This window comes from Actinomadura sp. NPDC000600 (genome assembly GCF_040492135.1).
In the GTDB taxonomy this organism is placed as follows: domain Bacteria; phylum Actinomycetota; class Actinomycetes; order Streptosporangiales; family Streptosporangiaceae; genus Spirillospora.
Genome location: NZ_JBEUPD010000039.1, coordinates 1 through 19,449, shown reverse-complemented (window position 1 = coordinate 19,449; position 19,449 = coordinate 1). Strand labels below are relative to the sequence as shown.

The 19,449-nt window shown below is 71.2% G+C and carries 20 protein-coding genes and 1 pseudogene; 13 read left to right on the top strand and 8 right to left on the bottom strand.

Translation table 11 applies throughout. The annotated features are described in order from the left end of the window. Window positions 1-8: 8 nt before the first annotated feature. The 3 genes from ABWI07_RS36695 to ABWI07_RS36685 are packed head-to-tail and all read left to right on the top strand — an operon-like array spanning window position 9 to window position 4,232. Entirely contained in the window at window positions 9-1,514 is a 1,506-nt protein-coding gene (locus tag ABWI07_RS36695; protein ID WP_353821370.1) for a sugar ABC transporter ATP-binding protein, read from the top strand. After that, window positions 1,504-2,523, top strand: coding sequence for an ABC transporter permease (locus ABWI07_RS36690; RefSeq protein WP_353821369.1), 1,020 nt, complete (start codon window positions 1,504-1,506; stop codon window positions 2,521-2,523). The genes ABWI07_RS36695 and ABWI07_RS36690 overlap by 11 nt, the downstream gene beginning before the upstream one ends. Further along, complete coding sequence (locus tag ABWI07_RS36685) at window positions 2,520-4,232, top strand: CocE/NonD family hydrolase (protein WP_353821368.1); 1,713 nt, start codon at window positions 2,520-2,522, stop codon at window positions 4,230-4,232. Before ABWI07_RS36690 ends, ABWI07_RS36685 begins: the two co-directional genes overlap by 4 nt. A gap of 109 nt (window positions 4,233-4,341) precedes the next feature. On the opposite strand, the gene ABWI07_RS36680 is transcribed toward ABWI07_RS36685, so the two are convergent. The 3 genes from ABWI07_RS36680 to ABWI07_RS36670 all read right to left on the bottom strand — a co-directional run bounded on the left by ABWI07_RS36680 (window position 4,342) and on the right by ABWI07_RS36670 (window position 7,212). Continuing rightward, a complete protein-coding gene (locus ABWI07_RS36680; protein ID WP_353821367.1) occupies window positions 4,342-5,436 on the bottom strand; it encodes a hypothetical protein in 1,095 nt (364 codons plus the stop codon). Window positions 5,437-5,602: 166 nt separating this feature from the next. Further along, window positions 5,603-6,697 carry a Clp protease N-terminal domain-containing protein gene (locus ABWI07_RS36675; protein WP_353821366.1) on the bottom strand — a complete coding sequence of 365 codons (1,095 nt, stop codon included), beginning with the start codon at window positions 6,695-6,697 and terminating at the stop codon, window positions 5,603-5,605. Between the two features lie 245 nt (window positions 6,698-6,942). After that, complete coding sequence (locus ABWI07_RS36670) at window positions 6,943-7,212, bottom strand: hypothetical protein (protein ID WP_149261541.1); 270 nt, start codon at window positions 7,210-7,212, stop codon at window positions 6,943-6,945. 293 nt (window positions 7,213-7,505) lie between these two features. Between ABWI07_RS36670 and ABWI07_RS36665 the strand changes: the two genes are divergently transcribed. Beyond that, entirely contained in the window at window positions 7,506-7,784 is a 279-nt protein-coding gene (locus tag ABWI07_RS36665; protein ID WP_149261540.1) for a hypothetical protein, read from the top strand. 63 nt (window positions 7,785-7,847) lie between these two features. Here ABWI07_RS36665 and ABWI07_RS36660 read toward each other — a convergent pair whose 3' ends face one another. The 3 genes from ABWI07_RS36660 to ABWI07_RS36650 form a co-directional block, all read right to left on the bottom strand. Further along, window positions 7,848-8,132 (bottom strand): SHOCT domain-containing protein, encoded by a 285-nt coding sequence (locus ABWI07_RS36660; protein ID WP_235037071.1) that lies wholly within the window; start codon window positions 8,130-8,132, stop codon window positions 7,848-7,850. Between the two features lie 214 nt (window positions 8,133-8,346). Continuing rightward, a complete protein-coding gene (locus ABWI07_RS36655) occupies window positions 8,347-9,597 on the bottom strand; it encodes a hypothetical protein (protein ID WP_149261539.1) in 1,251 nt (416 codons plus the stop codon). A 106-nt stretch (window positions 9,598-9,703) separates the two neighbouring features. Continuing rightward, window positions 9,704-10,549: an LLM class F420-dependent oxidoreductase gene (locus ABWI07_RS36650; protein WP_149261538.1), complete on the bottom strand. Its 846-nt coding sequence runs from the start codon at window positions 10,547-10,549 to the stop codon at window positions 9,704-9,706. A gap of 223 nt (window positions 10,550-10,772) precedes the next feature. Here ABWI07_RS36650 and ABWI07_RS36645 point away from each other — a divergent pair, with 223 nt between their 5' ends. From ABWI07_RS36645 to ABWI07_RS36615, 7 genes are all read left to right on the top strand, one after another. Continuing rightward, on the top strand, window positions 10,773-12,167 hold the full coding sequence (locus ABWI07_RS36645; protein ID WP_305790875.1) for a cytochrome P450: 1,395 nt from the start codon (window positions 10,773-10,775) through the stop codon (window positions 12,165-12,167). Window positions 12,168-12,172: 5 nt separating this feature from the next. Continuing rightward, on the top strand, window positions 12,173-12,370 hold the full coding sequence (locus tag ABWI07_RS36640; RefSeq protein ID WP_149261537.1) for a ferredoxin: 198 nt from the start codon (window positions 12,173-12,175) through the stop codon (window positions 12,368-12,370). A gap of 9 nt (window positions 12,371-12,379) precedes the next feature. Continuing rightward, window positions 12,380-13,027: a nuclear transport factor 2-like protein gene (locus tag ABWI07_RS36635; protein ID WP_353821365.1), complete on the top strand. Its 648-nt coding sequence runs from the start codon at window positions 12,380-12,382 to the stop codon at window positions 13,025-13,027. Continuing rightward, the gene (locus ABWI07_RS36630) at window positions 13,024-14,121 is read left to right on the top strand and encodes an NAD(P)H-dependent amine dehydrogenase family protein (protein ID WP_149261536.1); all 1,098 of its coding nucleotides are present in this window, start codon (window positions 13,024-13,026) and stop codon (window positions 14,119-14,121) included. Before ABWI07_RS36635 ends, ABWI07_RS36630 begins: the two co-directional genes overlap by 4 nt. A gap of 27 nt (window positions 14,122-14,148) precedes the next feature. Next, window positions 14,149-14,886 (top strand): glucose 1-dehydrogenase, encoded by a 738-nt coding sequence (locus ABWI07_RS36625; RefSeq protein ID WP_149261535.1) that lies wholly within the window; start codon window positions 14,149-14,151, stop codon window positions 14,884-14,886. 56 nt (window positions 14,887-14,942) lie between these two features. After that, a complete protein-coding gene (locus tag ABWI07_RS36620) occupies window positions 14,943-16,430 on the top strand; it encodes an FAD-binding protein (RefSeq protein ID WP_353821364.1) in 1,488 nt (495 codons plus the stop codon). An 89-nt stretch (window positions 16,431-16,519) separates the two neighbouring features. Next, complete coding sequence (locus tag ABWI07_RS36615) at window positions 16,520-17,212, top strand: alpha/beta hydrolase (RefSeq protein WP_149261533.1); 693 nt, start codon at window positions 16,520-16,522, stop codon at window positions 17,210-17,212. A 70-nt stretch (window positions 17,213-17,282) separates the two neighbouring features. On the opposite strand, the gene ABWI07_RS36610 is transcribed toward ABWI07_RS36615, so the two are convergent. Together ABWI07_RS36610 and ABWI07_RS36605 are read right to left on the bottom strand one after the other, a co-directional pair. Beyond that, window positions 17,283-18,011, bottom strand: a complete 729-nt coding sequence (locus ABWI07_RS36610; protein WP_353821363.1) for a peptidoglycan-binding domain-containing protein — start codon at window positions 18,009-18,011, stop codon at window positions 17,283-17,285. After that, window positions 18,008-18,172, bottom strand: coding sequence for a hypothetical protein (locus ABWI07_RS36605; protein WP_200842102.1), 165 nt, complete (start codon window positions 18,170-18,172; stop codon window positions 18,008-18,010). Before ABWI07_RS36605 ends, ABWI07_RS36610 begins: the two co-directional genes overlap by 4 nt. 290 nt (window positions 18,173-18,462) lie before the next feature. On the opposite strand from ABWI07_RS36605, the gene ABWI07_RS36600 reads away from it, so the two are divergent. Together ABWI07_RS36600 and ABWI07_RS44530 are read left to right on the top strand one after the other, a co-directional pair. Beyond that, window positions 18,463-19,317, top strand: a complete 855-nt coding sequence (locus ABWI07_RS36600; protein WP_149261531.1) for an SAM-dependent methyltransferase — start codon at window positions 18,463-18,465, stop codon at window positions 19,315-19,317. Between the two features lie 39 nt (window positions 19,318-19,356). Continuing rightward, window positions 19,357-19,449: pseudogene (locus tag ABWI07_RS44530) on the top strand (fumarylacetoacetate hydrolase family protein); the annotation flags it as partial.

Below are 19,449 nucleotides of genomic sequence, written 5' to 3'. Positions count from 1 at the left end.
GCTCATCGATGTCCTTCCTGAGCACCCGCGGCATCACCAAGTCCTTCGGCCCGGTCGAGGTCCTGCACGGCATCGACTTCACCGCGGAGGCCGGATCGGTGGTGGCGCTGCTGGGCGAGAACGGCGCCGGCAAGAGCACCTTCGTCAAGATCCTCGCCGGTGACCACGGCGCGGACGGCGGCGAGATCCTCATCGACGGCGAGCACCGCCGCTTCGGTTCGGTGGCCGAGGCCCGCTCCGCCGGCATCCGCCTGATCTCGCAGGAGATCGCCGACGCGGGCACGCTGACCGTGGCGGAGAACGTGGTGCTGGGCGCGTGGCCGCGGCGGCTGGGCGTGGTGAGCCGGAAGGAGACGCATCGCCGCGCGGCCGGGCTGCTGGACCGGCTGCGCGCCGACATCCCGCTGAACCGGCCGGTCAGCGAGCTGCGGTTGGGCGAGCGGCAGATCGTCGAGATCGCCCGGGCGCTGGCCGGGGAGAGCCGGTGCCTGCTGTTCGACGAGCCCACCGCGGCGCTGTCGGACGTGGAGGCCGGACGGCTGTTCGAGCTGATCGCCGATCTGCGCGACTCCGGCGTGGCGATCGTGTACATCACGCACCGGCTCGACGAGGTGTTCCGGATCGCCGACCGGGCCTGCGTGCTGCGCGACGGCCGCATCTCGCTCGACCGGCCGGTGGCCGAGGTGACCACCGCCGACCTGGTGCGGGCCATGGTGGGCCGGGCGGTCGTCGCCCGCCGGTTCGTCGGGCCGCAGGACGGGCCGTCCTCGCGCGAGTCCGCGGTTCTGGCCCTGCGCGACGCGTCCGGTGACAACTTCACCGACGTGTCGCTGTCCATCGCCCCCGGCGAGGTGGTCGGGCTGTACGGCAAGGTCGGTTCCGGCGTTTCCGAGGTGGCCGAGACGCTGTTCGGGATGCGCCGGATGGCGCGGGGCGAACTCCGCCTCGACGGCAAGGACCTCCGGCTGCGCACCCCGGCGGACGCGATCCGGGCCGGAGTGGGCTTCCTTCCGCCGGACCGGCAGGGCCAGGCGGTGCTGCCGTCGCGGTCGGTGGCGGAGAACCTCGCCGCGCCGAGCTGGCGGCGCCTGGCCGGACGGGGCGGCCTGATGACCCGCGGGCGGGAGGCGCGGGCCTACCGGCGCTGGCACGAGGCCCTGTCCGTCCGCTCGCGCAACAGCCCGGACCAGAGCATCGGCACCCTGTCCGGCGGCAACCAGCAGAAGGTGCTGCTGGCCCGCTGGCTGGAATGCGGCTCCCGCGTCCTGGTGCTGGCCGAGCCGACGCGGGGCGTCGACGTCGGCGCCCGGCAGGAGATCTACCAGGCGATCCGCCGCCTCGCCGCCGACGGCACCGGCGTCCTGGTCGCGTCCTCCGACTACGAGGACGTCGTCGCGGTCGCCGACCAGGCGGCGGTCATGGTCCGCGGGCGGATCGTCGCCGTTCTCGGCGGTGCCGAGATCACCACCGACCGACTCACCGAATCTGCGGGAGGAGCTCTCAGTGTCCGATAGCACCGTCGAGCGGGGGTCCGCGGCCGCGGCCGTGGAACGGGACCCGGCGCCGGAGGGGAGCGCCGGCCGGGGGTCCGCGCTCGCCCGGATCCCCAACAGCGCCGCGCTGGTGGTCTTCCTGATCCTGGAGATCGCCTTCTTCAGTGCGAACTCCCCGTACTTCCTCAACTGGGACAACGCGACCAACATCCTGACCGCCATCTCGATCACCGGTGTGCTCGCGGCCGGTGCCACGCTGCTGCTGGTCTCCGGGCAGTTCGACCTGTCGGTGGGCAGCGGCGTGGGGTTCGTCGGCCTGCTGCTGGTCAAGCTCCAGCCCGAGCTCGGCACGGCGCAGGCGGTGCTGGTGGCGGTCGTCGGGGGCATCGCCATCGGGCTGCTCAACGGCTTCCTGGTCAACGTGCTGGGCATCAACGCGCTGATCACGACGCTCGGCACCCTCGCCATCTTCCGCGGCCTGACGCTGGCGGTCGGCAAGGGCCAGAACATCGCGGTCGACGGATTCGGCTGGGCGCTGGCCCGGCCCTTCCTCGACGTCCCGGCGCCGGCGCTGGTCTTCCTCGCCGTGGCCGCCGTGTTCGCACTGTTCATGGGCTTCACCGTCTACGGGCGGGAGATGTACGCCATCGGCGCCAACTCCAACGCCGCGAGGCTGGTCGGCATCCGGGTCAAGCGCAACCTGTTCCTGGCGTTCGTCATCTCCGGGCTGTGCATGGCGCTGGCCGGGCTGCTCAACACCTCCCTCATCGGGTCCTCGTCCGGAACCACCGGAACGGGCCTGGAACTGGCGGCGGTCACCGCGGTGATCCTGGGCGGCACCAGCCTGCAGGGCGGCACCGGCGGCGTGTTCGGCACCATCATCGGCCTGCTCATCGTGGGCGTCCTCAGCAACGGGCTCACGCTGATGAACGTCGACTCGTCCTGGCAGCAGGTCGCCACGGGCTCGCTGCTGATCCTGGCGGTCGCGTTCGACCGGTTCCGCGCCAAGCTGCTGAGCGCTCGCCGATGACCGCCCGTTCCCACACCGTGCGCCGCGACGTCGACGTGCCGATGAGCGACGGCGTGAACCTGTCCACCGACATCTGGCTTCCCGAAGGCCACGGCCCGTTTCCGGTGCTGCTCCAGCGGATGCCGTATGACAAGTCGTCATCGCTCATGGCGCAGCACATCATCGGGCTGGAGATCCTGCGCGCGCTCGACGCCGGTTTCGCGGTCGTCGTCCAGGACACCCGCGGGCGGTACGCCTCGGAGGGCGTCTTCACCCCGTTCGCGCATGAGGCGGACGACGGCCGCGACACCATCGCCTGGCTCCTGGAGCAGGATTTCTGCGACGGAGACGTGTTCATGTACGGCGCCTCCTACATCGGCGCCACCCAGTTGCTGGCCGCGTCGGTCGCGCCCAAGGGCCTGCGCGCCATCGCCCCCCAGTTGACCGGCTCCGACTACTACGAAGGCTGGACGTACCGCGGCGGCGCACTGCAACTGGGGTTCGTCCTCCTGTGGATCATCGAGTCGCTCGCACCGCCGGACCTCGAACGGCGCGAGTCGGGCGAGGCGGCCCGGGAGCTTCTAGACGAACTCGGCAAGGACCCCTGGAGCGTGATGGACCGGCTGCCCCTGCGGCGTCCCGACCTCCAGACGATCTCCCCCTACCTGCGGGACTGGCTCGACCACCCGGCCCGCGACGAGTTCTGGGACGCCATCGACCCGTCCCGCGCTTACGGGCGTATGGACGTCGCCGCACTCCACATCGGCGGCTGGAACGACATCTTCGTCGAAGGCACGCTGCGGAACTTCCAGCGGCTCAGCGCGGAGGCCGCGACCGACGACGCGCGCCGCCGGCAGTACCTGGTCGTCGGCCCGTGGTCGCACGGCAACCTCAGCACGTGGCAGGGCGACGGCTGGCACGGATACGGCGCCGAGACCGACCTGACCGCGATGCACCTGGAGTTCTTCTCGGCCCTCGCCGAGGGCCGGGAGCCGGATCTGCCGAAGGCGCGGATCTTCTTCACCGGCTCCGACACCTGGCACGTCCTGCCGTCCTGGCCACCGCCCGCCACCACCCCGACGTCCTGGACCCTGGACGCCGGCGGCCGCCTGACAAGGGACGGTACCGCTGAGCCGGGGACGCTGACCTACCGCTCCGATCCGGCGAACCCTGTCCCGACCGCCGGTGGGGCGACGTTCCTGCCGGGCCTGCGCGTCGCCCGCAACTCCGGGCCCAAGGACCAGTCCGAGATCGAGGCGCGCCGGGACGTGCTGGTGCTCACCTCGGCGCCGCTGGAGTCCGACCTGACCATCGCCGGCGAGGTGGTCCTGCACCTGGAGGCGGCGTCGTCCGCCGAGGACTGCGACTGGACGGCGCGCCTCACCGAGGTCGACGCGGACGGCCGGTCGACCGGACTCGTGGACGGCATCGTCCGAGCGCGGTACCGGCACGGCGGCGCCCCCGTCCCGCTCCAACCGGGCCGCCGCGAGCCGTACCGGCTGCCGCTGGGCTCACTGGCCCACGTCGTCCCGGCAGGGCACCGCCTCCGCCTGCAGATCGCCTCGTCGAACCACCCCCGGTTCGACCGGAACCCGCAGACAATGGCGGAGCCGGTGGACGCCACACCCGACGATTTCGCGGTCGCCGAACAAACCGTCTTCGTGGGCACCGGCGGCACCCGCCTCCTCATCCCGATAGCCCCAAACCTCCCACCAGGCCGGCGCAGCTGAATCAGGCCCTTCAGTGGGGACTCCCCCGCACGACTGGCGTCCTGTCCCGACCGGGCCGGCTCTCCTGGTGGAGGGTCGGCCCCTTCGCTGGAGAACCCGCCGACTCCGGCTAATCCTCCTGCCGGCCGTCGGGGAGGCGCCGTCCTTCCGGCGGAGATATCTTGCCTTCGAGGAAGGCGAAGAACCAGGTGATGGTGGCCAGGTAGGCGGGCCAATCACGGCCTGGCGCCAGGAAGTGGCGAAAGTCTCCGGACCTGTCGCACGTGAGGGCGGTCAAGGCGTCGTAGCGGTATTCCACGGGTCCTGTCGCGTCGCCTGCCAAGGCTTCTGTGGCACGCCGCAGTCGGAGGAGGGTGCGTTCCTCGTTGTCAGGCGGGAACACCACCAAGACCTTGGCGAGCAGGTCCGATTCCCGCAGTTGCCGGATCTCCCAGGAGAGCTCATCGCCCATCCCCGCGATGACCACGATGGCTTTTGCTCGTGTCGCGGTTCGCAGCACCGCCGCCCGCCAACCGTCCATCGAATGGTAGGAGCGCACGGCGCCGAGTTCGGGAAGCCGCTCCCCCGGGCGCCCGATGGCGACCAACCGGCCGTCCTCTCCGAGAAGCGCGGTGGTGATGAACTCCTCGAACCGAGGAGACCGGAGCGGGAGTACCGCGCGTGTCAGCCCTAGCAGCGTCCAGGGGCTGCGGACGCGGATCGCGTCGTCTTCGAAAGAGCGCAGGAGAAGGATCGCCGGGGCATCGTCCTCGACGGCGCGGCCGCTCGCCAGCCTCTCGGCACGTTCCGCGGGCAGGTGCGCGAAGCCCAGCACCACCACCGCGGCCGTCATCAGGCCGAGCCCGATCAGCCAGTCGTCCTCGTTGACCGCGTGCACGCCCCGTTCGGCGGCCAGGACCGCCAGCAGCACGAGTACCAGGCGAAGCACGAAACCCAGGATCAGCAGCCACCGAGTGGACGGCGCTGCCGCGGGCCGTGTCACGTATCCCCTTTTTCGCATGGTGGCGTCGTCCCGAGCACCGTAGCCCGCGACGATCAGCCCGGCGAGTCCGATCATCACCGGGCTCGGGAACCCGAGCAGCGCCCGCGCGCCGACCACCAGGCCGACCGCGGCGGCGGGCACCACGTACACGATCAGCGACTGGAGCCTTATCGTGCGGCCGACGGGTCCGACGTCGATGAAGCGGATCCCGGCGTCCTCCATCCGCGTCAGCATCTGGACCCACGGCCAGTCCTGGCCTCGGTAGAAGCGGTGTTCCCGGACTCCCCGGTCCAGGAAGGACGGGGCGACCGCCGCCACCAGCACGACAGAGACCAACGTCAAGAGCCCCGTCATCGCACTCTCCTCGGTCCTCCTGGGCCGGCGGCCCCTAGTCCGCTCGCGTCGCAGAGCACTGCTCCACCGCCTTGCGCAGTTCCGCGAGGCCGATCCCGCGTGCGGCCAGCAGCTGCGGGGACTTGCCTTCGATGACGTCCAGCAGCGCGAGGAGCATGTGAGCGGTCGAGATGAGGACGCTCTCGAATTGTTCGGCCATCCGATCGGCCCGCCGCAGGACGGCACGGGTGGCATCGGAGAACGGCAGCGGCGCGGGGGACGGGGCGTCTCCCCGCCCCCGGTCGGCGGCCGCGGCGGCGATCAGTTCGGCCTGGTCCGCTCCCAGCGCTTGGAAGACGGCCGGGCAGGGGCCGACGTCGTCCTGGAGCAGCGCGTGCAGCAGGTGCTCGACCTGGATGGCAGGCGCCGAGACTTCGGCGGCCGATTCCTTCGCGCGCACCACCGCCCGTCGCGCGGAGTCGTCGAAGCGGGCGAAAGAGGTCCCTACCGCAGCGCGTATACCGGTCCTGCGCTGCAGTTCCATCGACCGCTCGGCGAGCTCACCGGCCCGGTCGTGGTCCCCTTGCTCCATGGCGGCGACGGACCAGGCGCCGAGTACTTCCGCCTCGCGGGCCTTGTCGGCCACCAGCGCGCACACCTCGAGCGCCCGTTCGAAGCAGGCGGCGCTCCGGGGCGCGTCGTCCGCGGCCCAAAAAGTGCCCAGCCCGCGGAGCGCATCGATCCAGGGACCGCGTTCCCCCAGTTCTTCGGCCGCTTCGGCGAGAGCGGCACGCCGCTCGCCCTCCACCGACCGATCGCCGCTCTCGACGGCGCAGCCGACCAGCGCCTCCAGGGCCTCCATCCGTATCCGGGCGGTACGACCGAGCATCGGTACCCGGTCGGTGGTCCTGGAGAGGGCGACGAGACGTTCCAGTTCCGGCACCGAGAGCTCGCCCGGGGCGCCCGTTTCCTCCAACTCGGTCACCAATGCGAGCCGGGCGAGGATCTCACCCGCGGCATAGCCCGAGCCGGAAGCCTTCCCTATGGCGGAGCGGTAGAACGTGAACGCGCGATCGTGGTCGCCGCGCTGGGACGCCTTGTTCCCCTTGCCGATTTTCCAGCCGACGACAATCTTCGTCAGGATCTTCACGGTGCGCCCGCATCCGCGACGGGCCCGCACTCCGACGCCGTATCCCCTGGCCATCGCCCATGCCGGAGTCGCCGTTCACGGGGAGGAGAGGGCGCGGCGAAGGAGTGAGGACGCATCTCTGCCGTCCGTTCGGTAAAGGCTTCTCCCGACACTGACAGAACACGTTACTCTCGTCGGGGAGAACCAAAGGCCGCCAACATCTGCGGCGATTGGCCGGTTTCGGCCGCCGTCCTTTTGTTTCGCTGCTAGTTCTTCGCCCGGATGCAGGCCGCGGCTGCCATCGATTTGGGCACGTACTGGCCCATCAGCTTGGCCATGCATTGCTTGGTGTCGCCCTTGGCGCCTACTTGGCAGGCCTTCAGCATCTTGGAATTGGCCACCCAGCCGTATGATTCGAGGTAATCGATGCACTTACCCGTACTGGCATCCGCCGGGGTGGCCGGCACCACGGTTCCCGTGGTCAGACAGACGGCTGCGGCCGCCGAGGCGCCCAACACTCTGGCGAGCATTTTCACGTGAATCACCTTCCCCTTGGCTCGGTTCCGTTCCATCCTGGGGAGGCAGACGTTTCCTCCTTGTAAGCCGCGAGCCTTTCTGTGTCCCGCGGCGAGGACGTTCGCCGAGTTGCGGCGGGGGCCGGACTTCGCTCGTCAGCAGTGCGACTGCTGTGCGGTCCTGCGCAGGGGCGGGCATCTGCCGGCTCCGTTCCTGCGACTTGCCGCAAGGGGGCGCGCCACTGCCGCAGAACGGGGCTGACCGAATTCGGGGGGCGATCGACAGGGCGAACGGCTGATCGTAGCTTTGTGCCATGACCGCCGTGAGCCCGCAACGGGTGGCGTTCGATGCCGCGCGCGTTCTGGTGACGGCCGCCGGAAGCGATCTGTGCTGGTGGATGAGCGGTGAGGTCGGCCGATGCCTTGGGCCGGGCTTCGAAGCGCGATTGCTCGAAACCCGCCTCCGGCTTCAGCGGGAAGACGCCTACTACAAAGAAGCCGGGTACTGGCGGGTGGTCTTGGAGGAGGTGCTTCACGACCGCCCCGAACTGGTCGAAGGCCTCTACAGCGTTATTAACCCACTGCTGGCCTGAGGGACCCGGGCACGTGCACCGTGATTTCCGAACGGCTTCCCGTGGCCGCTCGGTGGGTGTCTGTCAGGGGTTCGGGGTCGGGGTGGTGTCGTTTCGGAGGACGGCGAGGCGGTGGCGGTACTCCTTCTCGTCGATCTCGCCGCGGGCGAAGCGTTCGGCCAGGATCTGTTCGGCGCCCTCGGCCGGAGGCTGCGGAGACCGCGGGGGCGGCGGGGGCGGTCGGTGGTCCTTGCCGGGGAGGTAGCGGACCACGAGGATGATCGTGAGGATCAGCAGGGCCCAGAACAGCAGCATGCCGACGGTCATGAAGCCGTAGCCCCAGCCGTTCATGTGATCGCCGTACATCATCGTGGCCCCCTCCTTCTTCCCAGGGCGGGCCGTGTCGCTCCTCGCGCGGTTCGGCTCGTGCCTTCTGGTGGGACGTCTCCACGGTGCTCCCGCGAAAAGGGTGATCGGCAGCGGCCAAAGTCGGCGTTCGGGAGGGTCGAAGGTCCTTCTGCGGAGGCGTTCACTCCAACTCGGGGGCGGGCTCCGGCCTACGTCGAGTCGGTGGGAGGTGGTGTCAGACGGGGGTGATCGGCAGTGAGCGGCGGGGCTGGAAGGTGAAGGCGGCGCCGGTGCTGAAGCGGACGACGGCGACCTCGTCGGCCTCCGGTGCCGGCTGGTCGCGGCGGACGACGGTCGCCCGCCACTCCTGAGTGCCGAGGCCGGTGACCTCGACGTCGAGATGGGGGTCCACGGCGCGGACGACGGTCTGGAGCGCGGTCGTCCACTGGGGGCCGCACAGGGAGATCCAGGCGCCGTCCTCATGCGCCGGGGATGGACGGACGACGACCTTCACACCGTCGAGGTCGGCATAGACGTAGGCCGCGGGATTGAGGATCGGGTGCAGCGCGAGTAGGCGGGCCGCTCCCTCCGCGCCGCGCGGCAGGTCCAAGGCTCGGAGGAGCCGTTCCGCGGCGATTCCAGCGATGCCTGCGAGCTGCTTGCGGCGGATGCGGAGCAGTTCCGTGGCGTCGGCGGCGCGCTTGGCCACGGAGAGCGTGAAGGCCCGGTTGAGCAGGTGCATCTGCAGGCAGACCTCGTCGGCGATCCGGGCCAGGGCGGAACGGGAGAAGGCGGCGAAGTCGAGGTCGGAGAGCAGGGGGCCGGAGTAGTCGGCGAGCCCGTCGTCGGCCGGGTCGATCGGCGCGAGGCCGAGGGTCGCGGCGCGGGAGCGCTCGTTGTCGGCGAGGAGCGGGATGCCCTGCGCGTCCGGGTACGACTCGTCGATGATCACCGTCCACGCGCAGTGGGGGTGCCGGTCGGCGGGGCGGCGGGGCGGCCGGTGGATCGGCCGCACCTGGGCCTTCGGGTTGGTCGCGACCGCGGTCGCGTCGAAGGTGGGGTCCTCGATGTCGTGGCACATGGACCGGACGTAGTCGTCGCCCATCGGCTCCACGTCCATGAGGGCGCCGCAGTGGTCGAGGTGGAACTCGCCGTGCCACCGGTCGTGCACGGTGTAGCGGAAGTCCATGAACTGGGGCGGAGCGCCGATGTCGAGTTGGAGGCCCTTGAAGATGGTCGGGACGTCGCCTCGTCCGGGCACCTCGGGCGCGTAGCCGAGGGCCCGCTGCATCCGCCTCGTGTAGATCGGGCTCGATGCCGCCCACTCCTCGATCGCGATCCGCGCCATCTCCTCCCTTCCGAAGGCGGAGATGCACCACGCCATCCCGGAGCGGTCGATGAGCTGCCCGATCAGGAGCAGTTCGGGGACGACGACCGCGAGCTCCTCGCGGGTCAGGCCGGCGTACCGGCCCGGCGGGTGGGCCATCTGCGGATCTCCTTGGTCTTCGGTCGGGCGGAGGTTGCGGAAGGCGCGACGGACGGCGCCCGGTGCGTCTGGCGGGACGGGGCCGCGTGCCGCGTGCTACCGGCTGCTAGGCCAGGCCGAGCCGCGCGGCCGTCCTGTCCAGGTACTTGACCACCGTCGCCTCGTCGGCGTCCGGTACGCCCCAGATCAGTTCGGAGGCTCCGGCGGCCTCCCAGTCGGCGAAGTCCTCGGGCGCGGGCTTCTTGGCGACGAGGATCCGCACGTCGGGCTCGCCCGCCCGGTCGGCCTCGGCCCACTCCTTGCGCAGGAGGTCGGCCTTCGCGGCGATGCCGGTGTCGGTCGGGGTGGTCATCCAGCCGTCGGCGTTGCGGGCGATCCACTTCATGGTCTTGGGGCCGCCCCCGGCACCGATGATCACCGGGATGCGGCCCTGCGGCGGCTTCGGGTAGGCCCAGCTCGGCCCGAAAGACACGAACTCGCCGTCGTAGGAGGCCTCCTCCTCGGTCCACAGGGCGCGCATCGCCTCCAGGTACTCCTTGAGGACGGTGCGCCGCCTCCCCGCGGGGACGTGGTGGTCGGCCAGCTCGTCGGTGTTCCAGCCGAAGCCGGCGCCGATGGTCAGCCGGCCGCCGGACAGGTGGTCGAGCGTCGCGAGCGTCTTGGCGAGGGTGATCGGGTCGGACTCCACCGGCAGCGAGACCGCGGTCGCCAGGCCGATCCGCCCGGTGACCGCGGCGGCGGTCGCCAGCGACACCCACGGGTCGAGGGTGCGCAGGTAGCGGTCGTCGGGCAGCGCCTCGCCGCCGGTGGGGTGCAGCGCCTCGCGGCGCACCGGGATGTGGGTGTGCTCGGGCACGTAGAAGGTGTCGAAGCCGCGCTCCTCCGCGGCCTTCGCGAGGGCGGCCGGCGTGATGCCGCGGTCCGAGGTGAAGAGCACGACTCCGTTGCGCATGGCGTCATAGTAGAACGCGTTCCACTTAATCTGAAAGAGTGACTGGACAGGTGTCCGGACGCCTGCCCGGATGCCGCGGACTCTTGCCGGGTCGCGCAGTCGGCGTCTAAGGTGGACACATGTCCAGTCAGGTGACCAGCGAACGCGCCGATACTCGGTAACGCGTTCTATTCCCTTTGCACGCAGCCGCGCCCCCGGGCGTGCACACCCGTGGAGAGAAGTCATGACTGCTGCCGAGACCGGGGGGAGCGGGCCGCTCGCCGCGATCCCCGAGGTGAGCATGGCCCTGGACGACCGGAGTCCCGAGGTCCCAGAGATCATCCGGGGCACGGGGCACCTGCCGGAGATGCGGGTCGACCCCATCGGGCTGTTCCACCGCGTCCGCGAGGAGTGCGGGGACGTCGGGCGCTTCCGGCTCGCCGACAAGGACGTCGTGATGGTCAGCGGGGCCGAGGCGAACGAGGTGTTCTTCCGGGCCCCGGACGGCCTGCTCGACCAGGCCGCCGCGTACCCGTTCATGACGCCGATCTTCGGTAAGGGCGTCGTCTTCGACGCGTCCCCGGAAGAGCGCCAGCAGATGCTGAAGAACCAGGCGCTGCGCGGCGACATGATGCGCGGCCACGCGCAGACCATCGAGGCGGAGATCCGCCGCATGGTCGCCGACTGGGGCGACGAGGGGGAGATCGACCTCCTCGACTTCTTCGCCGAGCTGACCATCTACACCACCTCGGCGTGCCTGATCGGCAAGCCGTTCCGCGACGAGCTCGACAGCTCGTTCGCACACCACTACCACGAGCTCGAACGCGGCACCGACGCCATCGCCTACGTCGACGCGTACGCGGAGATCGACAGCTTCCGGCGGCGGGACGAGGCCCGCAAGGAACTGGTCGCCCTGGTCGGGGGGATCATCGACCGGCGCAAGCGGCGGGGCAAGGTGCCCAGGGACCAGCGCGACCTGCTCGACGTCCTCATCTCGCTGGACATGAGCGCCGACTACATCACCGGCATCTTCATCTCGATGATGTTCGCCGGGCACCACACCACCAGCGGCACCGCGTCCTGGGCGATGATCGAGCTCCTGCGCCACCCGGAGATCCTCGCCGACGTGGCCGCGGAGCTCGACGCGCTCTACGCCGACGGGACCGAGGTGTCCTTCCAGGCGCTGAGGTCGATCCCCGTACTGGAATCGGTGCTGAAGGAGACCCTGCGCCTGCACCCGCCGCTGATCATCCTGATGCGGCTGGTCCGCGAGGAGTTCGACGTGCTCGGCAGCACCGTCCCCGCCGGGACGCTGATCGCGGCGTCCCCGCGGGTCTCCAACCGGATCGAGGCCGACTTCCCGAAGGCCGGGGACTTCGACCCGGGCCGCTACATCGACCCCCGGCAGGAGGACCTGCAGAACCGCTGGAGCTGGATCCCGTTCGGCGCCGGAAGGCACCGCTGCGTCGGCAACGCGTTCGCGATGATGCAGATGAAGGCGATCTTCTCCGTCGTCCTGCGCGACTTCTCGTTCGAGCCCGTCGAGCCCCTGGACTCCTACCGGGACGACACGTCCAAGATGGTGATCCAGCTCCGGCAGCCCTGCCGGGTCAGGTACCGCCGGCGCGAGGGAAGGTGAGGCCGATGCGCGTGGTCGCCGACACGAGCGTGTGCCAGGGGCACCAGCTCTGCCAACTGGAGGCCCCCGACGTGTTCGGTTTCGACGCCGGGAACGACGTGGTCGAGGTCCTCGTCGAGCGTCCGGACGAGTCGCGCCGCAAGGACGTGGCGACGGCCGTGAAGTACTGCCCCGCCTTCGCGCTCTCTCTCGAAGAGGATTGAGGAAACGACGTGAGCGACTCCAGCGACCTGACCCGCGCCGAGATCGAGGAGTTCTGGGACTCCTGGCTGGCGGCCAACCGCGAGGCCGAGCGGACCGGCGACTGGCGCGTGCTGGCCGAGTCCTACGCCGAGGACGCGACCTACGGCTGGATGTACGGCCCCGACGAGCACTTCATGGCCGTCGGCCGCGACCAGATCCGGGACTGGGCGATCGGCATCGAGATGGACGGCCTCGACGGCTGGCACTACGACTACCAGGCCACCGTGATCGACGAGAAGAAGGCGATGATCGTCGGCTTCTGGAAGCAGCGCTCGGGGATCGTCAACGACGAGACGGGCCGGGAGTACGAGGTCCTCGGGATCGGCGGCTCCTGGTTCGGCGTGGCGCGGCAGGCCGAGGGGCCCGACGCCGGCCAGATCAAGATCGCCTGGCAGCGCGACTGGTTCGACATGCCCTCGACCGCCCACACGTTCATGCAGATCATCGAGTCCGGCAAGGCGCCCGAGACCCTGCTGAAGCGGATGAAGGTGGCCGGGCACGGCGTCCCCGGCCACTACCACTACGACGAGCTGACCTCGACGCTGTGGCCGCCGCCGGTCGAGCGCGGCGACCACCTCACCCAGGAGCCTGGAGGCTCTCCGGAGGCGGCGCGGTGACCGGTCCCGCGGCCGTCCGCGTCCTGCACGTGGCCACCGGCAACGTCGGCCGCATCGCCCTGGGGCAGCTCATCGAGGACCCCCGCTTCGAGCTGGTCGGGCTGGTCGTGTCGAATCCCGAGAAGGTCGGGCGGGACGCCGGCGAGCTCGCCGGCCTCGACGTGGTCACGGGGGTCGCGGCCACCGCCGACCTGGAGGCGGCGCTCGCCGCCAAGCCGGACTGCACCGTCTACTGCGCGATCGGCGAGACCCGGTTGTCCGGCGCCCTTTCCGACATCGGGACGATCCTCGCCGCGGGCAGCGACATCGTCGCCTCCTCGCCGGTGCCGCTGATCTACCCCTGGGGGCTGCTGCCGGACCGCATGATCCGTCCCGTCGAGGACGCCTGCCAGGCGGGCGGGACGAGCCTCTTCGTCACCGGCGTGGACCCCGGCTGGGTCAACGACCTGCTGCCCTTCGCGATCGCCAGCACCTGCCAGCGGGTGGAGAAGGTCGTCTGCTCGGAGATCGCCGACTACGCCACCTACGACGGCGGTCCGGTCCTGTTCGACTTCATGGGCTTCGGCCGCCCCCTGACGGACCTGCCGAAGATCCTGCGGCCGGGGATGCTCGCCGCGTCGTGGGGCGTCAGCCTCCGGATGCTGGCCCGCGGTTTCGGCTTCGAACTCGACGAGATCACCGAGTGGCACGAGCGGGAGCCGGCGCCGGAGGCGTTCGACGTGGCCGCCGGGCACATCCCCGCGGGCGGGATGGCGGCCGTGCGGTTCCAGATCCGGGGCGTCGCCCGCGGCAGGGAGGTCCTCGTCGTCGACCACACGACCAGGCTCCGCGGCGACCTGCGCCCCGACTGGCCGCAGCCGGCGCAGGACGGCGGCTCCTACCGGCTCGAAATCGTCGGCGAACCGTCCTACCGCGTCGACGTCTGCCCGACCAGCGCCAAGGGCGACCACAACTACGCCGCGATCGCCGCGGGCGCCGGGCGCATCGTCAACGCGATCCCCGAGGTCGTCGCGGCGCCGCCGGGCCTGCGGACGCCGCTCGACCTGCCGTTCGGCACCGCCCGCGGCGTCTTCGCGACGGCACTGGCCGACTAGACACCCCCGACGGAAAGGGCACGAGCGATGGGACGTGTGGACGGGAAGGTCGCCCTGATCAGCGGGGGCGCCCGCGGCATCGGCGCGGCCAGCGCCCGGGCCCTGGCCGCCGAGGGCGCCCGGGTCGTGATCGGCGACCTCCTCGACGAGGAGGGCAAGGCCGTCGCGGACGAACTGGGCGACGCGGGCCGCTACGTCCACCTCGACGTGACAAGCGCCGAGGACTGGACGGCGGCCGTCGAGACCGCCGTCCACGAGTTCGGCGCGCTGCACGTGCTGTTCAACAACGCGGGGATCGCCAACGGCGCGGCGATCCAGCGGTTCGGCACGGAGAAGTGGCAGCAGATCATCGACGTCAACCTCACCGGCCCGTTCCTCGGCATCCGCGCGGCCGCCGACGCGCTGATCGCCGCCGGGGGCGGGTCGATCATCAACAACTCCTCCATCGAGGGCCTGCGCGGCACCTCCTGGGCGCACGGCTACGTGGCCTCGAAGTGGGGGCTGCGCGGCCTGACCAAGTCGGTCGCCGTGGAGCTCGCCCCGCACGGCGTCCGGGTCAACTCGCTGCACCCCGGGCTGATCCGGACGCCGCTCACCGAGGGCATCCCCGACGACATGGTCCCGATCCCGCTCGGACGCCCCGGCCTCCCCGAGGACGTCGCCTCCTTCGTCGTCTTCCTCGCCAGCGACGAGTCGTCCTTCGCCACCGGCTCGGAGTTCGTCGTCGACGGAGGCACCGTCCAGCAGATCCCGCACAAGAGCTGACGCGCGGCAGGCGCTCCGCCGCCGTCCGACCGGACCGAGAGACCAGAGACGGACCGATGAACTCACATACCTCCCCCGGACTGGCCGTCCCCCAGGTCGTCCCCGCCGCGGATCTCCCTGACGACGCCGAGCGGTTCGACGTCGTGGTGGTGGGGTTCGGGATCGCCGGCGGGTGCGCCGCGCTGGAGGCCGCGCGCTCGGGGGCCCGGGTGCTGCTGCTGGAGCGGGCCGCCGTCCACGGCGGCACGTCGAGCATGTCCGGCGGGCACTTCTACCTCGGCGGCGGCACCGCGGTGCAGCGCGCCACCGGTCAGGAGGACTCGGTCGAGGCGATGGCGCGCTACCTGACGGCGACCTCCAAGGACCCCGACGAGCGGAAGATCCGGGCCTACTGCGAGGGATCGGTCGCCCACTTCGATTGGCTGGAGGCGCTGGGCTTCGAGTTCGAGCGGTCCTACTTCCCCGGCAAGGCGGTGATCCAGCCCGGGACCGAGGGCCTGATGTTCACCGGCAACGAGAAGGTGTGGCCGTTCCGCGAGGAGATCCGCCCGGCGCCCCGGGGGCACAAGGTGCCGGTGCCCGGCGACACCGACGGCACGAAGATGGTCATGGACCTGCTGCGCGACCGGGTCGAGGAGGCCGGGGTCGAGGTCCGCTACGAGACCGGCGCGACCAACCTCGTGGTCGACGGCGGCGGCGCGGTCACCGGCGTCGCCTGGAGGAACTTCGACCGGTCCGGGGTCCTCGCGTGCGGCGCGGTGGTGCTCGCGGCCGGCGGCTTCGTGATGAACCCGGACATGGTCGCGGCCTACACGCCGGCGCTCAGCGAGAAGCTGTTCACGCTGGGCAGCACCTATGACGACGGCCTCGGCATCCGGCTGGGGCAGTCGGCCGGAGCCGCGCTGGAGCACATGGACGAACCCTTCATCACCGCGCCCTTCTACCCGCCGTCCTCACTGGTGAAAGGCCTCATCGTCAACAAGCGCGGCGAGCGGTTCGCGGCCGAGGACGGCTACCACGCGCGCACGTCGTACTTCGTCCTCAAGCAGCCGGACGCCGCCGCCTACCTGATCGCCGACAGCGACCACATGGAGGAGCAGCGGATGCCCCTGGTGGTGTTGAAGGACGGCTACGAGACGATCGAGGAGATGGAGGCGGGCCTGGGGCTCCCCTCCGGCTCGCTCGCCGCGACGATGGCGCGGTACAACGAGTACGCCGCGCGAGGCGAGGACCCCGACTTCCACAAGCACCCCGACTGGCTGGCGCCGCAGACCAACGGCCCCTGGGGCGTCTACGACCTCACCCTCGGCACCGCCCTCTACGCCGGCTTCACGCTCGGCGGCATGGCCACGACGGTGGACGGCGAGGTGCGGCGGGGGGACGGGTCGGTCATCGGCGGGCTCTACGCGGCCGGAGCCTGCGCGTCCAACATCGCGCAGGACGGCGCCGGTTACTGTTCGGGGACCCAGCTCGGCGAGGGGTCGTTCTTCGGACGCAGGGCCGGGCTCGCCGCCGCCGCACGGGGGCGCGGCACAGCGCGATGAAGGCGAGACGGGTCGCTCCGCTGCCGGAGGCGGCCGAGAATGTCGGCGCCGTCGCCTAACCTCTCGGCATCCGAGCAGCGGGAGGCAGGGTGGCCACCTTTGTCCTGGTCCACGGCGCCGGCGATGTCGGCTGGTACTGGCATCTGGTCGAAGCCGAACTGCGTGCGCGCGGGCACGAGGCCGTCTCGCCGGACCTCCCCTGCGACGACGACTCGGCCGGCCTGGTCGAGTACGCCGACACCGTGGTCGAAGCGGTCGGCGACCGGACCGATCTGGTCCTGGTCGCGCAGTCGTTCGGCGGCTTCACGGCCCCGCTCGTCTGCGGCCGGGCGGCGGTTCGGCTGCTCGTCCTGGTCGCGCCCATGATCCCGGCGCCCGGAGAGCCGCCCGGCGACTACTGGGCCAACACGCGATACGGCCAGGAGGAGCGGGAGAGCCACGACGGCACCGTCGCCGTGTTCTACCAGGACGTCCCGGCGGAGCTCGCGGAGGAGGCGATGCGGCGGTCGCGGGCCCAGTCCGAGGCCCGCATGGGGGAACCGTCGCCGCTGCGGGCCTGGCCCGACGTCCCCACGCGGGTGCTGATCTGCCGCGACGACCGCCTGTTCCCCGCCGGCTACCTGCGCCGCGTCGCCCGCGAGCGCCTGGGCGTCACCCCCGACGAGATCGACGGCGGGCACACACCCGCGCTGAGCCGACCCCGCGAACTGGCCGACCGCCTTGAGGCCTACGCCGCCGAACAGGGCCTCCACGGCGCCCCCCGGGCGAGCGCCTCCCCTTGATCACGGCGCGGTCGCCGGGGCCGCGCTGAACCCCGGTCCGGTCACGGGGCGGCCGGTCGTTCGCGGCGGCTCATCTGGCCCCTGGTTCCAGGGGGTCGGACACGCGCAGCAGGACGGGCCAGGTCAGCGGGCCGACGATCCCGTCGTCGTCGACGCGGCCCCACCGCTGCACCGCCTTCACGGCCGCCTCGGTCGTGGCGTCGAACGTGCCGCTGATGGAGACCTCCGGGTGGCTGCGCGCCAGCAGCAGCCCCTGCATGGTCTCCACGTCCTCGCCGGTGTCACCTCTGGCCAGCATCGGGAGGTTCCTCACCATCTTCTCCGTCCAGTCGTCGTCGTAGGCGGGCCGGCCGTAGCCGGCGATGTCGGCGGCGCCGCGGATGCGGCGCTTCACGGCGTCGTCGGTGTTGCCCTCGATCGCTTGCAGCCGCCCGCCGCCGAGCGAGAACTCGACCAGGCCGACATGGTCGATCGCCGATATGTCGTCGGTGCCGCCCCAGTCGAAGAACACGATGTCGCCGGGCTTCGCGGCGTTCACGTTCTCGACCGTCCCGCTGTGCCAGCGCCCGATCCTCTGGAAGTCCCGCGCGTGCCACACGGTGTAGGCGCGGTCCCCCGCCGGCAGGACGGCCTTGGCGTTCCCGCTGTGCCGCGCCCAGTAGGTGACGGCCATGTCGCACCAGCCCGCGCGGAGGTACTCGTCGCCGTGCCTTGAGGCGTACTCCCGGGTGATGGGGTTCGGCCGCCCGGACATGCCGATCGTGCTGCGGGCCTCGGCGACCATCTTCACCGCGGTCATCGCTCCTTCCCCTCCTCGCCGACCGGCGGGCCGCGGAAGAACCCGTCGCGGTCCGGCGGGCCGTAGAGCCTTTCGAGGACCTCCCGCTCGTCGGGCTCGGTGGGGGCGTGGACGGCGGGGTGGACGTCCACCTCGTCCATGTGCTCTATCTCCTGGTTCATGGGGGTCCTCCTGGTTCGTTCGCGTGCATCCGGCTTCGCTGGGCCGCCGGGCGCGGCGGCGGTGACGCTCCCGGCACCGTCCGCTACCTCGAGTCTGCGGCTGGGCGGGGCCGTTCCCATCCAGCCGATCAGGGACAGACCTGTGGCCTGACCAGCAGTTCTTGCGCTCGTCCACGGCCCGGCGCCGGCCCGCGCGGACGGGGCGGCGGCCAAAGATCGCAAGCGTGCCTTCGGCGGCCCGGCGTCCGGCTACGGTGAGCGAACTACCTCTGGGAGAGCGGGAGCGCAGGGTGGCAGGCAACGAGCACGAATCGATCGTCCAGATCCGCGACGACGTCCCGGCGTCCGCCCGGGTGTACGGGTGGGCGCTGGGCGGCAAGGACAACTACCAGGTCGACCGCGACTTCGCGTTGAAGACCGCGCCGGCCTTCCCCGAGTCGATCGACATCACCCGGCAGAACCGGCTGTTCCTGTACCGGGCGGTGCGCTACCTGGCGGCCGAGGCCGGGATCCGGCAGTTCCTGGACATGGGGTGCGGGCTGCCGACCGACAACAACGTGCACCAGGTCGCCCAGCGGTTCGCGCCGGACGCCCGCGTCGTCTACGTCGACCACGACCCCATCGTGCTCGCGCACGCCCGCGCCCTGCTGGGCGGCGACGGGTCCACCGTCGTCATCACCGCCGACTTCCGCGATACGCAGGCCATCCTGGCCGAGCCCGAGGTCGAGCGCCTGATCGACTTCGACGAGCCGCTGGCGGTGCTGTTCCTGTCGGTCGGCCACCACCTGACCGACGCCGACGACCCGCGCGGGATCATCCGCACGGTCATGGACCGGGCGGTGCCCGGCAGCCACCTCGCGTTCTCCCAGATCGTGTGCTCCGACCCCGACCGCGCCGCTGACCTGGACGCCCGGATGAGCGCGGCCGGCATCCCGTGGCAGAACCGCAACCGCGACGAGGTCGACGCGCTCCTGAGCGACGGCCTGGAGCCGGTCGAGCCCGGCCTGGTCAACCTGATGCAGTGGCGGCCCGACCCCGACCAGCCGCCCCTGCCCCCCGTCCCGGAGGAGCTCACCCCTTTCGTCGGGGCCTCCAAGATGGGACGCGACTTCTGCGAGTATGGCGGCGTCCTCCGCAAGCCCTGAACGCCGGCGGAGAACGACCGGGCCCGGCCACCCGCGCGCCCCGAGCGCGGGCAGCGCGGCTGCATGCTGGAGCTGAGCTGGGACGGTCAGGAACCGCTGCTGCTCGACGACGGCACGGAGCGCACATACCTG

What these genes read in the sequence shown, in the direction of transcription:
- ABWI07_RS36695 (WP_353821370.1), top strand. Translation starts at nt 9, where the DNA reads ATGTCCTTCCTGAGCACCCGCGGCATCACCAAGTCCTTCGGCCCGGTC.
- ABWI07_RS36620 (WP_353821364.1), top strand. Translation starts at nt 14,943, where the DNA reads ATGAACTCACATACCTCCCCCGGACTGGCCGTCCCCCAGGTCGTCCCC.
- ABWI07_RS36660 (WP_235037071.1), bottom strand. Translation starts at nt 8,132, where the DNA reads ATGATGTACGGCGATCACATGAACGGCTGGGGCTACGGCTTCATGACC.
- ABWI07_RS36605 (WP_200842102.1), bottom strand. Translation starts at nt 18,172, where the DNA reads ATGAACCAGGAGATAGAGCACATGGACGAGGTGGACGTCCACCCCGCC.
- ABWI07_RS36610 (WP_353821363.1), bottom strand. Translation starts at nt 18,011, where the DNA reads ATGACCGCGGTGAAGATGGTCGCCGAGGCCCGCAGCACGATCGGCATG.
- ABWI07_RS36625 (WP_149261535.1), top strand. Translation starts at nt 14,149, where the DNA reads ATGGGACGTGTGGACGGGAAGGTCGCCCTGATCAGCGGGGGCGCCCGC.
- ABWI07_RS36655 (WP_149261539.1), bottom strand. Translation starts at nt 9,597, where the DNA reads ATGGCCCACCCGCCGGGCCGGTACGCCGGCCTGACCCGCGAGGAGCTC.
- ABWI07_RS36640 (WP_149261537.1), top strand. Translation starts at nt 12,173, where the DNA reads ATGCGCGTGGTCGCCGACACGAGCGTGTGCCAGGGGCACCAGCTCTGC.
- ABWI07_RS36680 (WP_353821367.1), bottom strand. Translation starts at nt 5,436, where the DNA reads ATGGAGGACGCCGGGATCCGCTTCATCGACGTCGGACCCGTCGGCCGC.
- ABWI07_RS36645 (WP_305790875.1), top strand. Translation starts at nt 10,773, where the DNA reads ATGACTGCTGCCGAGACCGGGGGGAGCGGGCCGCTCGCCGCGATCCCC.
- ABWI07_RS36650 (WP_149261538.1), bottom strand. Translation starts at nt 10,549, where the DNA reads ATGCGCAACGGAGTCGTGCTCTTCACCTCGGACCGCGGCATCACGCCG.
- ABWI07_RS36685 (WP_353821368.1), top strand. Translation starts at nt 2,520, where the DNA reads ATGACCGCCCGTTCCCACACCGTGCGCCGCGACGTCGACGTGCCGATG.
- ABWI07_RS36665 (WP_149261540.1), top strand. Translation starts at nt 7,506, where the DNA reads ATGACCGCCGTGAGCCCGCAACGGGTGGCGTTCGATGCCGCGCGCGTT.